Below are 15,269 nucleotides of genomic sequence, written 5' to 3'. Positions count from 1 at the left end.
AAACAAAAAGATTTCGCTATGTGCGTGGCAGAAAGCAAACGCTAGTTTACTCCCGTACTGTTCATAGCTTAACCGTTACCTGCCATATTGCAAAAAATGAAACTTACTTTAATAATTTCAACATTTTTACTTCTTTCATTCGTTTCCTATTCCCAAATTCGGAAGAAGGACTTAAATGGAGAATGGCAATCGAAAAATGACAATGAATTATACTTTAAAACGGACACAATACAACTTCATCAAAACATAAATCATTTCTATCAGAATGAAAAAAGCTGTCACCAAATTAAATGGACTTTGGCTAAGAGCAGTTTTAAAATAAGTGAAGTTAATAATTGTACTGAACCGGGACGTGTTAAAGAATATAATGCAAAAGAAAAACTTAAATTAAAGAATACAGATTTTGGTAAAACATTAGAAATTTTGCGGGATAAAGAATCGATTGACAAGTTTCGAGTTATCTCCTATAACGAAAAAAGAATCGAAAAATATCCCTACGATATTAAAAAGTTGGACTTAATGCGCTTCGACGAGCTTAAGGACGAAAAACTATATAAATATGTGGACTCGCTTATTTTTAAAGTTCTTAAATACAAACCAGAGATTGACCAGAATGGAAATTCTGGACTTACCATCGCTGACTCAAATCCAAACGTAAAAATTATAGTGAGAGATTTTATAGATAAAAATCCTGAGCCACTAATTGTTGTGAATGGCTACCCGATAGAAAATAGAGATATTTTAAAAAAGCTTTTACTAGTTGAAACTTCAGCAATCAAATATTTGACAAAAGAACAGTCCTTAAGTATTTATGGCTCAAGGGCTATTAATGGTGTTATTCTTTTAATTACATCGGAAAAACGATTTAAAACAGTACAGAAAAATACGGCAGGTAACAATGGCTAAACGTAATACGGGGTTTTGGGCAAAATAGAATGGTCTGTGTATATTTATGAAGTCGCTAAATCTTATGGATTTAGCTTTGGACAAGAAAAAATAAAACTAAACAATAAGCTTTAGCTTCGTGCGCAGACGGAAACGAAAAGTTTCCTTGCCTCCGCACTACGCTTAGCCCAACCGTTAGCGGTAATTTACCAACAAACTAAATGAGACAAGAAATTTCAGTTAATAAAGCAATAAATAGAGGACACTTAATTGTGAATATTCCTGTCTTTATATGTATTATTGGAATTCCTGCTTTATCCCTTTATTTATCAAATCAAAATTTAATACCTAAATGGGGAATTGGAATTGGGTTTGTTTTAGGTTTTGTAGTTGCCTGGTTAGTTTGGAGTTTCATGATTACAAAATGGCGAATTTGGGCATTTAATAATGTTAGAAATGTTCACGAATTAAAAAAAAGAGCCATTCAAGAAAAACTGATATGGAATGACGGAAACATTTTTGAGAAAACAGAAATTAGAACTCTTGAAGATAAAGAGCAACTAAAAAAACTCGAAAAGAAATTCGACAAAGAAGATGTTCATCGAGAAGATTATTCTATTCCTCCAAAAACTATAATTAAGTTTTCTAAATCGTTAGGAATATTTGAACTAATCATTTCAATTTTAATAACAGGAGTTGGAATATATTTTATTTCAAAAGGGACGAATAAAAGTTACGTATTAGGTGGAATAATGGGCTTAATAGGAATTTATAGTTCTATAAAAGAATTACGCAAAATTCTCAACAATAAACCTCAAATAATTATCGACAACAAAGGAATAGAAACAATAACGACTGAATTTAAAAATTGGACGAATATCGAAAGTGAAGAAGTTATTCAGGAAGGATATGGAAAATCCGCAAAATCATATCTGACTTATTGGTATGATGATGAAATATTTGAGAAAATAGAAATTGACAAATTAGATATTACTCATCAACAATTAGAAAACATTATCAGAACATATAGAATACGAAACAATAAAAACTACCGCTAACACTATATATAGCAAATTGGGCGATTAGTGTTTAACCGAAAGTTCATTGTCTATTTACAAAGTCACCAAATATTTTGATTTAGCTTCAAACAAAAAAGATAAATCAAAATGCAAAAGTTTTGGCTTGTGGTCAAATCGAAGATAATTGTTTGTCTTCTGCCCTACTTGCCATATATTTAACGTTGGGCATAATTTCCCAAAACATCACGAAAATGGATAGTAACCCAAAAGGAAATGAAGGAGAATATTTTGTGAACACCATCGCAAACAATATTTTTCTCGAATATTGGTGCTACCCAAGTCCGCATGATGAAAAAGGGGACAAAAAAGAAATATGCGACTTACTGATAACTTTTAGAGACATCTTAATAATAATATCAGTAAAAAATTATGACTTCAAAGAAAATTACGACAGATACTTTAATAATACGATTGAGAAAGCCTTAAAACAAATCCAAGGAGCTGAAAAAAAATTATTTGGAAACAAAGAAGTTTTCATCAAACATCCGAAAAAAGGCTTGGAGTTATTTGATAAAACTCGTTACTCAACAGTTTTTAGAATAATTGTAAATCTTGGTAAAGGTCTGAAATTTTATCATCCATCAAGTTACACTAAATCAGGAAAACATGTAACCATAATGGACGGAACAGCATGGTTTGCTATTACCAATGAAATGAACACCATTAAAGATTTGACAAACTACTTAATTGCAAGAGAAAAATTATTGAGTAATAAGTCTGTGATAATGCTTTTCTGTAGTGATGATGAATATGATAAAGAAACTCACGAAAAATTTACTGAAAGAGTTGCAAAAACACAGTCTAAAAATGAAAAACACATTTTTATTTCAGGGAGCGAATTGGATTTATTAGCCACTTACATAAATAATTCTAATAGTTACCCTGAAAATTTGACCAGTGACAATTATGCTGGTTTATTCTACGACATAGACGGAACTTGGAAAAACTTTATTTCTGACCCAATTTTTTTAAAAAAGAAGAAAAAAGACCAACAAAGTTTCTTTATTGATAAATTCATAGAAAACGAAATCGGGTATCGAAAGGAACTTAAAACATTAGCAGAAAAATTAATGTCCTTAAACAGGTTTGAGAGACGCATTGTATCCGAAAACTTTTTTTCGTTCTACGACAAGTATAAAAAAGGTTATGAAAAACAATTCGCAAGAGCTTTTACGGATGTTTCAGATTTTGGTTTTGTATTCGCAAAATACCCTAAAGAATTACAAGGAGAAACGCTCGATAATGTTTTAATGTTAGCAATAGAAAGTTTTACCGTTCACACTGAATATTTAAGAACTGACTTTATAGTTATTGCTTACTACGACGATTTCAAAGGATTGAGATATAACAATTTTGAATTAACAAGTAAATTCACAGAACAAGAAGAAAGAGAAATAATGGCAGACGCTAAATCTTTAGGTTGGTTCTCTGAATCGTTTAATTACAGAAAGATTAATGAAAGAGAATATTAAAAAACTATGCCCAACAACGTGTATAGCTCATTGCGGCTGAATTCCTTAAACGGAATTCATTGCAATTTGCTATCTTTCGGTTGCGGCGGCAAATCATAGCTGATTTTCCGCAACGAGCCATACACAAAACCGTTGTGCTTAATTTTGAATCATCCTAGAATTGAATAAAAAGTGAACGAATTTTTAAAAAACACTTGGCCAATAATTAAAGAATATTATTGGATTGCATTTATTCCTGTTGCGATTTTTGCATTTTTCTCATCTCAAGCAGAGAAAGAAGATATAGACAAAAATAAATCTATTGCTTATGGGCTTGTTACACGTTCGGTTCCTCTTGCAAAGAAATTTAGCAAGAGAAGTTATCATTACACATTCAATGTTGATGGAAAAAAATATTCAGGTAGTTCAATTGGTTGGATAAGTGATAATATTGATGATGGGAATTACTATCCTGTAGAGTTTTCGACCAAAAATCCGAAACATAACCGAATGGATTTTGAAATTGAATATTCTTATGTTGTCAACATAAATAATTCGGGAAAAATAGACACGACTTATATTCCGAAAAGTGAAATGAAAATTAAAATATCGGAAGAGGATAGCGAAAGAATTGAGAAACTAAGACAGAATACGGAAACGAAAAACTGAACGCAAAAAAACTAAGCACAACAAAGCCTATAATTAATACGGACTTTAGGTATATACGCTAAAGTCTGTGTATATTTATAATGTCGCAAAATCTTTGGGATTTTGCTTTCGGACAAAAAAGAAAAACAAAACCAAAAGCTTTTGCTTAGCGCATAGCTGGAAATCCCATGGATTTCCGCACCGCACTAATCATAGCCGAACCGTTGTATGCAATTTGAGAAAAACGAAAGAATGACCGACGAAAAAAAGGAAAAATATTTTAAAAGAGTTAATGAAAATATTGAAAAATTCGGATTTCATATGACTTATGTGTTGGAAGAAACCGGATTTACACCTTTTGGGTACTCAACTGGAATCTATAAGAGTTTTGAGATTCCTGAACTTTTCATTTCTGGACTTCCAAATGGACTCACAACTGAATTGATTACGAATTACGCGGAGAGGTTTAAATTCAAAAAAGTACCACTGAATCAAAAGATAGATGATTTAATTGACCGTTTCCCTGTTTACTTCATTGAAGTGGAAAATAACAAACTGACTGAACACACATTGAGTTCGTTTAAATTTTATGAGAATTCGGAATTCAAGAATTTACAGTTAATTTTTCCTGACTTGAATGGATTTTTTCCAAACGAGGTGGAATATGACTATGACCAAGAAATATTAGGAGAATGAAAAAACTGCATACAACAATGCATAACCGCAATTACGGCGGATTCGACTTCGTCCGAATCCTCTCGGAATTGCTAACGTCTGTGCTAAACCGAAAAACAGTAACTTTAAACCCGTAACTGACGGTTATACGAGACCGTTGTAGTGCATTTAAAAAAATCAATTGAACCAAATAAATGAACAGATTTTTAGAACCTATTTTATTAAAAGAAGAATTCATTTTTAATGGAACTATTGACGAATTAAATGAAAGGATTCGATTAAATAATGACAAAAAATTTAGAACCAAATGGTCCGAATATAATAGGTTCGAATTTTTCGCAAAATGGTCATTAGGGACATTGATGTTTAGGGGTTTTCCAACTGCTGTGGATGGAATTAAAGGGTTTGCGGAATTGAAACGTATTGGAGAGAATAAGACTCACGTATTGTTGAAAACCAAGGTTCGAATTGAATTATATTTTTTTCTAATTATTCTGACTATCATGTGTGTTGCTGGACTTGCCACTCAGTCGGATTTTCCAATTTGGCTTTTGTTGCTGATTCCATTTGGACTTTTATGGTTCTGGTTTGTTTACAGAATACAGGAGAAAATGTTATTTAAAAAATTACAAGAATACTTAGCAGACGGAAAAAAAACGCACTACAACAATACCTAAACGTAATGCTGACTTTAGAGCAAAATCGAAAGGTTTGTGTATATTTATAAAGTCGCTAATTCTTATGGATTTAGCTTTGGAACAAAAAATAAAACTAAACAATAAGCTTTAGCTTCGTGCGTAGACGGAAACGAAAATGTTTCCTCGCCTCCGCACTACGCTTAGCCGAACCGTTGTAGAGCATTTGAATCCAACCAACGAAATGACATTTGACAAAGAAAAATATACCGACAAAAAACATTTACTGATTGTTGGAAAGTCTGAAAACGAAAGAAAAAAATACGTTGATAATATAATTTCAACTTCAGATAAAGTTATCTATCGATTTAAACGAAATCTAAAAGACTTTGATGAATATATTGAAGAAGTAAGAAATGTTTTCCCATTTATCCCTTACAATTGGGACGAGCAAAATCCAAAAAAATGGACTTTAAATCAAATTTGGGATTTTCATTTGGACTGGACTGATGACACGTTTAATATTCTAATTGTACTTGAGGAATTTGACGAAATCGAAGATAATTGGAAAACGGAAATCATTAGAGATTATTTCACAACGTCTTATGACCAAGAAAAAGAAAACAAATCAAATCTGAATTTTCAACTAATTCTAACTCTTGAAAAAGAAAATGAATTAATTAAAAACGTGATATCTGAATTTGGACTAAATGAAAATGAGAAAAGAACAGAAGAACAAATCATAAACGGAAAATTAAAAATAATTAATTTAGAGTGGGAATAAAAAACGCTCTACAACAATGTATAACCTCAATTACGGCGGAATTTTCCATCGGAAAATTCTCGCCTTCATTTAACAGCCAGTTAAGCTGAAAAAAATGTACTTTTAACCCGTAACTGAAGGTTATACGAGACCGTTATGTGTAATTAAAACTTAATGCAATTGAAAGATGAAATAAAAGCAGAATTTAAACGATTGAAACAAATAACTCAATCATTCTTTGATACTGTGTTATTTTCAATTTTTAATTACAGTCGCGGACCAAGTAATTGGAAAGACAATTTTATTCTTAGAGTTTCTGACGAATTCATTGAAGGTCTTGAATCTTTTGAAAAAATGATAGAAAATGGATTTAAAAACCAGTGTAGACGTGAACTGAGATTTTTAATTGAAGTCGCGATAAAAGCTACTTTCATCACTCAAACTAATACAAAAGAAGACTTTGAGACACAATTAGTAACGTACAGAAAATTGTTAAAGAATCCAGGAATCAATTCAATAAATAGAATCAATTTCCCCTTTATTAAAGATGAGGAATTTATAAAAGACTTTAGAGTTGAGATAAAACGAATGTATGGTGATTTATGTAATTATGTTCACCTAACCCCAGAACAATTGACAGAGAAAATAACACTTTCAAAAGACGGGAAACCTTTCGATAAACTTAGTAAAGTTGAATTTGAAATTTTGAATTCCGAAATAGCTAAAACATTTTCTTACATATGTGTTTTATTTTTCAATTCAATGCCACAATATGTTGTAGGGGATTTTTTCGAACCGGGTTTGCCAGATTATTACTTTAACAAATCAAAATACATTGCTGAAATAGATAAAGAATTTGATTATAAATACGAAAGGCAAGCTCAACTTGAAGAGTTAATTCAAATAAGAAATAATAGAATAGAATTTTAACTAAAAAACACATAACACGGTGTATAAAACATAGCTAATAAGTGCTTAACCTAAAGGTTTGTGTATATTTAGAAAGTCCGCCAAATTTTTAATTTGGCTTTTAAATAGAGAAAAATTAAAAACAAAATATAAAAATTCGGCTCCGTGTTAATCCGAAAAGCTAGTGTCTTTTTGCACGCTACGTTTCATACACAAGTCCGTTGGCAGTAACTTACCTAGTAAAAAAAAGAGAACCTAAGCGCTTCCCTCCTTTTTTCGTTGTTTACCCTATAGTTGGATTAGCTAATTTTCGCAAGCAGTACGTTTATCAGCACAACAAAAAAACTACGATTTATAAAGCTAAAATTTGTCCTTTAAAAAGGGTTTGGGTTTTTAAAAGAGCAACTAAGCGGTTTTCCCTTTTGCCGCCAACACGCAATCGCTACGGAATCGTTCTCTAGTCTGACTTATGGCTTGCATATTCCTAGTAGTTATATTGGAGCTTGCCACACATTTCTGTGTTTGCTAAAGTCTGTAGCTGGATGGAAAATGCGGCAAAATCTACGCGGATTGTTCCCTTCTTTTTCCATAAGAGTAGGGTTCGCGCTGTAAGCTACTGCCAACAAAACCTAAAATTAATGCGGGGTTTGGGGGTTAATCAAATGGTTTGCGTAATTTTATATGGTCGTCAAATCTGTTTGATTTGACATTTTAATAATCAAAAAAGAAAAAACGCAAACAAAAAGCTTTGTCTTAGTGCTTAGACGGAAGCAAAAGCTTCCTTACTCTCCGCACTAACTTTAGCTCGGGCGTTGGCAACAATGCTGAAAATCGAAATATGACTGACTTTTTTAGCACAAGAGAATTATCTATAATTTTCTGGTTATCACTTTTCTTAATCTATGCGCTAACAAAAAAAGATGTTAGAAAGTCTTCTATTAAAGTAATTCAAGCTTTCTTTCAACACAAATTAATTGTCCTTTTTCTATTAATGATAATCTATGTACAACTTCAAATACTTGGACTTGTCAAACTTGGATTATGGGATACATCACTATTAAAAGACACAATCTATTGGCCCATGTTAGTTGGATTTCCACTACTCATGAAAACAAACAAAATTGGGTCTGAAAAAAAATACTTGAAATCAATCTTTAAAGACAGTATTAAAGGAATTGTAATTCTGGAATTTATAGCAAATTTCTATAGTTTCTCATTGATTGCGGAACTAATACTTATTCCAATAATGACAATTGTTGGAGTTTCTACAGTTTATACAAAAGATGAACCAAAATATAAAGCTGTTGAGAAACTGTTTAGTAATATAATTATGATTTTTGGGCTTGTGGTTCTAGCCTATACGGTCTATCGTATCTATCAAGGATTTGAGGATTTTGCAAATCTATCGACTTTAAAAAGTTTTCTATTACCAATACTATTAACTATAACATTTCTACCTTTTTTATATTTAGTTGCATTATGGTCTTTATACGAAACTATGTTGTATCGGACTGGACATGGTCTAAAGAAGAAAAAAGACAAACGCTACTTGAAATGGAAAATGTTCAGAAAATATCTTTTTAATCGAAAAAAATTACGCAAATTTCAACAGGGCTTAGGTTTTGAACCAATACTCAATAGAAAGGATATAAAGAAAATCTTTCGTAAGAACCAAGATTAACGCAAAAGCACAGTTGCCAACAAAACCTAAACGTAATGCGGAGTTTAGGGCTAAATCGAAAAGTCTGTGTATATTTATAAAGTCGCTAAATCTTATGGATTTAGCTTTGGACAAGAAAAAATAAAACTAAACAATAAGCTTTAGCTTAGTTCTCAGACGGAAACGAAAAGTTTCCTTGCCTCCGCACTACGCTTAGCTAAACCGTTACCTGCAAGCTGAAACAAACATTGGTAAAAGCATTTACATATAGAACTGAATTAGACGAAAAAGCATTTAGTCAAACTATTTATGCGGACTCTATAACTAACTCTATAAAGAATTGGATTGACCGTATAATTGATTTAAAAAACGAAGTTTATTCATTTGATCAAAAATCAGTTGAATCAATTGAATCACAATTCAAAAACGGAAAAATCAAATTACAGGAAAACCCCAATATTCTTGTTTATGAACTAAATGGTAAATATCAGATTACCTATATAGACGAACATAAAAAACTTGAACCCGACTTTATAGCGGAACTTGAATTTATGACAACTGAAAATGGTGGACGGAAAGGTTACGCATATTCTGGATATCGACCAATTTTTAAACTGACTGATAAAAAAGAAATGACTTCAGCAAATCTGATTTTTAATAATAAACAGAAAGTCTTTCCTGGAGATAATGTAATTACGTTAATTAACATACTATGGACAGAGGAATTTGAAAACTTACTTTATCCTGAATTGGAATTTGAATTACTTGAACCACCAAGAATAATTGCAAAAGGAAAAATAATTGAGATAGTGAATAAAAAACTCAAAAAAGCCAGCAGGTAACACGGTGTATAAAACATAGCTAATAAGTGCTAAACCGAAAGGTTTGTATATATTTAGACAGTCCGCCAAATTTTTAATTTGGCTTTTAAAAAAATGATAAATTAAAAACAAAATATAAAAATTCGGCTCTGTGTTAATTCGAAAAGTTAGTGCCTTTTTGCTCGCTACGTTTCATACACAAGTCCGTTGTAAACCATTTATGCGAACATCAATACACACGACCAAAAAGCTTGAAAAGTTGATTAAGAAATTAATATCAACTGACGAAAAAACTGAATGTGGAATACTTGGAAAATGGAACGCAACAGTATTTCATATCGAGAGAAAAAAATGCTGGTTAATAACGAACGGAAAATCAAAATATAACGTAATACTGACCGACATAAAATCAGCGGATTTAAAAAATATTGAGCAAATTTTTAAAGATTCTTTTTACGCGCAATTGGCTTACGACGGAATAATAACTGACTTTAACTATCTGAATTCTATAATCGGGAAAATTGACTTTTTACCAACTGACAATGACCGAAGAACAACAGGTTTTCAAAATACAAATCTACAATCATTAGATTGGTGGAAAGCCGAATATGGAGCGCTGAAAAATATGCCGATAAAGGACTTGACAAATAGACTAAATAATATTCCTATACACATCGGAGAGAGTAAAAAAATGTCTGATTTCACAAAAGCTCTGAACGAAATGAAAAAACTAATAAATGAGTGAAAAACGGTTTACAACAATGTATAACCGCAATTACGGCGGATTCGACTACGTCCGAATCCACTCGGAATTGCTAAAGCCTGTACTAAACCGAAAATTAACGCATATTAACCCGTAACTGACGGTTATACGAGACCGTTGTGTGCAATACGCGAAAATCCAAATCTTAAAATGAACTCAATAAAATTAAATGACATTTTAAAATTAGATAATCTAAATAATACTAAAATAAGATTTAATCTAATGTTTGGTGGAAATTGGAATCCGATTGAGATGTTTAAGAACAATGAAATGGATACTATCCTTAGTGGACATTATTGGAATTACGACAAAAAGAAGTCTTATAAGAACGGACAAATAACTATCGGTTTCATTCGTATGAAGAGTAATGAAAATCTTTGGTTATTATTCCATATTGGTAAAATCACAAAGGATTTGAATATCCAAAATGGTGTTGGCTATGAATATGAGAAATTAAACGAATACGAAAAATATCTTGGTCGAATAATAGTGAGGTTTAAAAACAAATCTCAGAATATGGTGAGAAAAGCTGAATCAGTAATTGACGAATGTGAAATTGCTCAAATCTTACCTGACGTATTTGACAATGACATTTTCCCTGGTTATGACAAAGTAAATATCAGTTGGAATGAACTTGCCAGAGTCGTCACAAAAGATACTTGGAAAACAGCTCTGAGGAATCAAAAAGGAGTTTACTTAATTACAGATATTTCAAATGGAAAAATGTATGTTGGCTCAGCATATGGGAGTGAAATGTTATTAAATCGATGGAAATCCTATATAAAAACAGGAGATGGAGGAAATAAAGAACTTAAAGAATTAAGTTTTGAGTACATAAAAGACAATTTTAGATATTCGATTTTAGACATTTTTAAATCTACAACAGATGAAAAAATTATAATTGAAAGAGAAAGTTGGTGGAAAGAAACTTTATTAAGTCGAAAATTCGGATACAATGCAAATTAAAACAGAAAAGTACTGCACACAACACGGTGTATAAAACATAGCTAGTAAGTGCTAAATTGAAAGGTTTGTGTATATTTATAAAGTCCGCCAAATTTTTAATTTGGCTTTTTAAAAGAGAAAAATTAAAACAAAATATAAAAATTCGGCTCTGTGTTAATCCGAAAAGTTAGTGTCTTTTTACACGCTACGTTACATACACAAACCGTTGTAAACAAGCTAAACAAACCTATGAACTTCATAAAGAAACTCTTCGGAAAACAAAAAAATAATGATGTCGGAAATTTTATTGTGGCTACCTTAAATGATAAAATTATGCCTATTGACAGAGGAGAAATTTATGAAGACCCATTAGAGGAATTACTAAAAGCAAACGGAATTGGAGAAGTGACAGGTGGAGGAACAATGCAATTGAAATCAGGAGAACTTGAATATTGTGATTTAGAAATTAAACTGTATTCAAACGAAATAAACGAAAATGATATTCAGTTAATAATAAAAAAACTGGAGGAACTCGGAGCACCTAAAGGTTCAAAATTGACAATAGAAAAAACTGACCAAAAAATAGAATTCGGACAAAAAGAAGGGTTAGGAATTTACATTGATGGACAGAATTTAGACCCTGAAGTTTACAAAAACTCTGACATTAACTTTGTGATTTCGGAAATAAAAAAATTGACTAATGACAATTCAGAAATTACAAAATATTGGGAAGGCGGAACTGAAACTGCTCTATATTATTATGCTGACTCTTTTACTGAAATGAAAGAGTCAATTATGGAGTTTGTAAGCACTTATCCATTATGTAAAGGAGCAAGAATAGAACAAATAGCATAAAAAGCCAGTTTACAACAACGTGTATAATTAATGGCTAGTTCGAGCTTGCTTTCGAAAATCCTCGCGGATTTTCTATTCGGTTTGTATTTGCTAAATTAGTTGCTTAAACACGCCACTAATCATACACAAAACCGTTAGGCATAATTAGATTCAAATGAAAATATTAGTAATACTATTAAGTTTAGCTTTTATAGGAATAATAATTTATTTCAATCAAAATAAAAGAAATACTGAATCAATTCAAGACAATAGAATTGAAATTACGGAAGATGTAGAATGGAGTGAATTAGAAAAAATAATATCTGGTTTTGACACTGATTTGATATCTGGAAAACAAAATATTATTGATTTCATAAATAGTAATTATTCCAATTTTAACTCAGGATTTCTTTCGCAAATTGACCTAAATAGTATCAAAACTGAGTTAAATGATTATTTGATTAATGTAGTTTCTAAAAAACCGATTGAAGATGAAATTAAATCCCTGAATTTCGGACTTTTTGAATCAGATTTTGATAATATTTTATGTTATGTTTCAGGTAGTAATCTAAACCCAAAAGAAGACCCTGATTGGGCTTCTACTCAAGAGTATTTTCCAAAACTATATTTAGAATTATCTGAATTTAAAATTATACGTAAAGAGTTGAAAAAGTATAAAGGAAATATCTCTGACATTGAACAATTAATCATAAACGGATTTATGAATTTAGTAATCGCTAATTCAATAGTAGAAATTGACAATGCTACGAACAATAAAAAACTAAATTTGGGTTCTGGATATGATTCTGGAGATATTTTTATAATTCGAGAACATAAATAACTACGCCTAACAATGGCTAAACATAATGCGGAATTTAGGGTAAAGTCGAATGGTCTGTGTATATTTATAATGTCGCTAAATCTTATGGATTTAGCTTTAGATAAAAAAATAAAACTAAACAATAAGCTTTAGCTTTGTGCGCAGACGGAAACGAAAAGTTTCTTTGCCCCCGCACTACGCTTAGCCGAGCCGTTGTGCAACATACCTAAAATTAATTTATGGTAATTTTAATAAATTTGTTCTTTAAAATCTTGGTGAATTAAATAGTTGGATTTACAGCTTAACTCAAGGAGTTATTGTTCGATTAATCTGTGATTGTATAATTAAAAAAGTAAATCATATGAGAAAAAGATTCAATAATATCGTAAAAGGTTTAGCCTTTGTTATAATTCCAGTAATTCTAATAATGTTATTTCTATTTGGTGGGCAGACCACCCCAACCGGCAGACTTGTCCAAACAGAAATTTCTTGAGAGCTCTAACATTTATGAAACCTGGGGAAGGGTTTGAGGTTCGATTCCTCGGTCTGCTACTAATTATAGGCTATCTGAAAAGGTAGCCTATTTTAAACTAAATAAAAGTTTGACAAGAATTTACTCATACATATTAAGATTTGATGACGGAGCTGCGCCAAACCCATATTGGGGAACCTGTACTCTAACAATTTGTAAACCTGCTATCAGACGAACAGCAAGAGTTGGAGATTGGGTAATTGGAACGGGGTCTAAAAACTCGAAATTGAAAGATGGTAAGAAATATGATTTATCTGACAGTATCGTTTATGCAATGAAAATCACGAATAAATTAACTCTTCCAGAATATGACAAATTTTGCTCAGAAAATTTAATAGAAAAAATCCCTTCTTGGTTCAATAAAGATTGGCGAAAACGAATGGGAGATTGTATTTATAGTTTTGAAAATCAAGACAAACCGAATTTGAGAAAAGGAGTACATAATGAATTAAACGTAAAAAGAGACTTGAGTGGAAAAAACGCATTATTATCAGACGAATTTTACTATTTTGGCGAAGAACCAAGAATAATTCCTCAAAATTTAAAGCGAATTATCAAAAAAAATCAAGGGCATTTAAGAATTGAAGATACTGACTTACTATCTGACTTTGAAAAGTGGATTAGTGAATTTACTATGAATAAAATTTACGCAGAACCACAACTCGGATTTGAATTCAAAATTGAACCAAGCGAAGAACAAATTAGTAAATGTTCAAAAAGGCATAATGAAAAGACAGAAGACGAAATTGAAGAAACATTATGCTAAAAGTACGTTGCACAACACTATATATAGCAAATAGGGCAATTAGTGTTTAATCAAAAGGTCTGTGTCTATTTGCAAAGTCGCCAAATCTTTTGATTTGGTATTAAAAGAGAAAAATTAAAACAAAATAAAAAGATTTGGCTTGTGGTTAAACCGAAAATAATCGCTTATTTTCTGCCCAACCTGCCATATATTTAACGTTGTACCCAATTTGAGAAATGAACCGTTTTAAAACAATAATTCTGATTTTCATACTGACCTTTAGTCTTTTCTCATGTAAAGACAATAAGGAAAAACGAAAAGAAATCGTAGCTGAAAAAATCACTCAATTTTCTAGTGAACGAATAGAATGGAATGATTTGTCGCAACGAGTTTTAAAGGACCCTTTTGTTAACGCTAATGCTGGAAAATTTATTAATCCATTAGATTTAAATGAATCAATTGCAAAAGAATTAGAAGAAAAAGGTATTTATAGACTTACCGTTATCAATAACTCTAAGTGTCAGGAAGTAGAATACACAACGAATTGGACAGAGTATCCAATTGGAACTTTATATCTGACTTGGACAACGTGTGATTCTAAACAGACTGAAAAAGGATATTATAAAGATAATTTCGATTTGAATTTTATAGAAGTTTGGGGAATTGGAAATAATTGGATGATTTGGACTGATAGTGATTTTATTTAAAAGTAAAAGAAAACTGGGTACAACAAAACCTAAACGTAATGCGGAGTTTTGGGTTAAATCGAATGGTCTACGTATATTTATGAAGTCGCTAAATCTTATGGATTTAGCTTTGGAAAAGAAAAAATAAAACTAAACAATAAGCTTTAGCTTCGTGCACAGACGGAAACGAAAAGTTTCCTTACTACCGCACTACGCTTAGCCGAAGCCGTTAGCCATAATGTCGGTACGTTAAAGGCACATCATTTACAAAGTTAAAGGCACATAGTTTACACTTTTTAAGGTATAATTTGAGATTAAAATCAAATTATTATGCCTTGGAAAACAACAACAACTATGGAACAAAAAATCGAATTTATTTGTGAATGGCGTACAGGAAAATATACCATCACAGAATTAT

General features: G+C 31.3%; 16 protein-coding genes. All 16 read left to right on the top strand.

What is annotated here, in order from left to right; all coding sequences use genetic code 11:
* Window positions 1-96: 96 nt before the first annotated feature.
* Window positions 97-906, top strand: coding sequence for a hypothetical protein (locus Q0856_RS17360; protein ID WP_126590682.1), 810 nt, complete (start codon window positions 97-99; stop codon window positions 904-906).
* Window positions 907-1,106: 200 nt separating this feature from the next.
* Complete coding sequence (locus Q0856_RS17355; RefSeq protein WP_298507038.1) at window positions 1,107-1,943, top strand: hypothetical protein; 837 nt, start codon at window positions 1,107-1,109, stop codon at window positions 1,941-1,943.
* A gap of 212 nt (window positions 1,944-2,155) precedes the next feature.
* A complete protein-coding gene (locus Q0856_RS17350) occupies window positions 2,156-3,436 on the top strand; it encodes a hypothetical protein (protein WP_298507036.1) in 1,281 nt (426 codons plus the stop codon).
* Between the two features lie 171 nt (window positions 3,437-3,607).
* A complete protein-coding gene (locus Q0856_RS17345) occupies window positions 3,608-4,084 on the top strand; it encodes a hypothetical protein (RefSeq protein WP_298507035.1) in 477 nt (158 codons plus the stop codon).
* Window positions 4,085-4,315: 231 nt separating this feature from the next.
* Entirely contained in the window at window positions 4,316-4,759 is a 444-nt protein-coding gene (locus Q0856_RS17340; protein WP_298507034.1) for a DUF4262 domain-containing protein, read from the top strand.
* Window positions 4,760-4,932: 173 nt separating this feature from the next.
* Window positions 4,933-5,415 (top strand): hypothetical protein, encoded by a 483-nt coding sequence (locus Q0856_RS17335; protein ID WP_298507032.1) that lies wholly within the window; start codon window positions 4,933-4,935, stop codon window positions 5,413-5,415.
* A 202-nt stretch (window positions 5,416-5,617) separates the two neighbouring features.
* Window positions 5,618-6,157, top strand: a complete 540-nt coding sequence (locus Q0856_RS17330) for a hypothetical protein (RefSeq protein ID WP_298507030.1) — start codon at window positions 5,618-5,620, stop codon at window positions 6,155-6,157.
* Between the two features lie 159 nt (window positions 6,158-6,316).
* On the top strand, window positions 6,317-7,066 hold the full coding sequence (locus Q0856_RS17325; protein WP_298507028.1) for a hypothetical protein: 750 nt from the start codon (window positions 6,317-6,319) through the stop codon (window positions 7,064-7,066).
* Between the two features lie 817 nt (window positions 7,067-7,883).
* Window positions 7,884-8,726: a hypothetical protein gene (locus Q0856_RS17320; protein ID WP_298507026.1), complete on the top strand. Its 843-nt coding sequence runs from the start codon at window positions 7,884-7,886 to the stop codon at window positions 8,724-8,726.
* A 227-nt stretch (window positions 8,727-8,953) separates the two neighbouring features.
* Window positions 8,954-9,547, top strand: a complete 594-nt coding sequence (locus Q0856_RS17315) for a hypothetical protein (RefSeq protein ID WP_298507024.1) — start codon at window positions 8,954-8,956, stop codon at window positions 9,545-9,547.
* A gap of 238 nt (window positions 9,548-9,785) precedes the next feature.
* Window positions 9,786-10,271, top strand: a complete 486-nt coding sequence (locus tag Q0856_RS17310; protein WP_298507022.1) for a hypothetical protein — start codon at window positions 9,786-9,788, stop codon at window positions 10,269-10,271.
* Window positions 10,272-10,439: 168 nt separating this feature from the next.
* A complete protein-coding gene (locus tag Q0856_RS17305) occupies window positions 10,440-11,255 on the top strand; it encodes a GIY-YIG nuclease family protein (protein ID WP_298507020.1) in 816 nt (271 codons plus the stop codon).
* 228 nt (window positions 11,256-11,483) lie between these two features.
* Entirely contained in the window at window positions 11,484-12,089 is a 606-nt protein-coding gene (locus Q0856_RS17300; RefSeq protein WP_105474925.1) for a hypothetical protein, read from the top strand.
* A 154-nt stretch (window positions 12,090-12,243) separates the two neighbouring features.
* Window positions 12,244-12,909, top strand: a complete 666-nt coding sequence (locus Q0856_RS17295) for a hypothetical protein (protein ID WP_298507017.1) — start codon at window positions 12,244-12,246, stop codon at window positions 12,907-12,909.
* 581 nt (window positions 12,910-13,490) lie between these two features.
* Complete coding sequence (locus tag Q0856_RS17290; protein WP_298507015.1) at window positions 13,491-14,186, top strand: hypothetical protein; 696 nt, start codon at window positions 13,491-13,493, stop codon at window positions 14,184-14,186.
* A gap of 215 nt (window positions 14,187-14,401) precedes the next feature.
* Window positions 14,402-14,872, top strand: coding sequence for a hypothetical protein (locus Q0856_RS17285; RefSeq protein ID WP_298507013.1), 471 nt, complete (start codon window positions 14,402-14,404; stop codon window positions 14,870-14,872).
* Window positions 14,873-15,269: the final 397 nt, after the last annotated feature.

Source organism: uncultured Maribacter sp. (assembly GCF_947496775.1).
Lineage (GTDB): Bacteria > Bacteroidota > Bacteroidia > Flavobacteriales > Flavobacteriaceae > Maribacter_B.
This window is presented reverse-complemented; position numbering and strand designations above follow the sequence as displayed.

Bases quoted from the DNA above. Each gene is read 5' to 3' on its own strand.
- Q0856_RS17340 (WP_298507034.1), top strand. From the start codon at position 4,316: ATGACCGACGAAAAAAAGGAAAAATATTTTAAAAGAGTTAATGAAAAT.
- Q0856_RS17360 (WP_126590682.1), top strand. From the start codon at position 97: ATGAAACTTACTTTAATAATTTCAACATTTTTACTTCTTTCATTCGTT.
- Q0856_RS17355 (WP_298507038.1), top strand. From the start codon at position 1,107: ATGAGACAAGAAATTTCAGTTAATAAAGCAATAAATAGAGGACACTTA.
- Q0856_RS17335 (WP_298507032.1), top strand. From the start codon at position 4,933: ATGAACAGATTTTTAGAACCTATTTTATTAAAAGAAGAATTCATTTTT.
- Q0856_RS17305 (WP_298507020.1), top strand. From the start codon at position 10,440: ATGAACTCAATAAAATTAAATGACATTTTAAAATTAGATAATCTAAAT.
- Q0856_RS17295 (WP_298507017.1), top strand. From the start codon at position 12,244: ATGAAAATATTAGTAATACTATTAAGTTTAGCTTTTATAGGAATAATA.
- Q0856_RS17330 (WP_298507030.1), top strand. From the start codon at position 5,618: ATGACATTTGACAAAGAAAAATATACCGACAAAAAACATTTACTGATT.
- Q0856_RS17300 (WP_105474925.1), top strand. From the start codon at position 11,484: ATGAACTTCATAAAGAAACTCTTCGGAAAACAAAAAAATAATGATGTC.
- Q0856_RS17285 (WP_298507013.1), top strand. From the start codon at position 14,402: ATGAACCGTTTTAAAACAATAATTCTGATTTTCATACTGACCTTTAGT.
- Q0856_RS17320 (WP_298507026.1), top strand. From the start codon at position 7,884: ATGACTGACTTTTTTAGCACAAGAGAATTATCTATAATTTTCTGGTTA.
- Q0856_RS17350 (WP_298507036.1), top strand. From the start codon at position 2,156: ATGGATAGTAACCCAAAAGGAAATGAAGGAGAATATTTTGTGAACACC.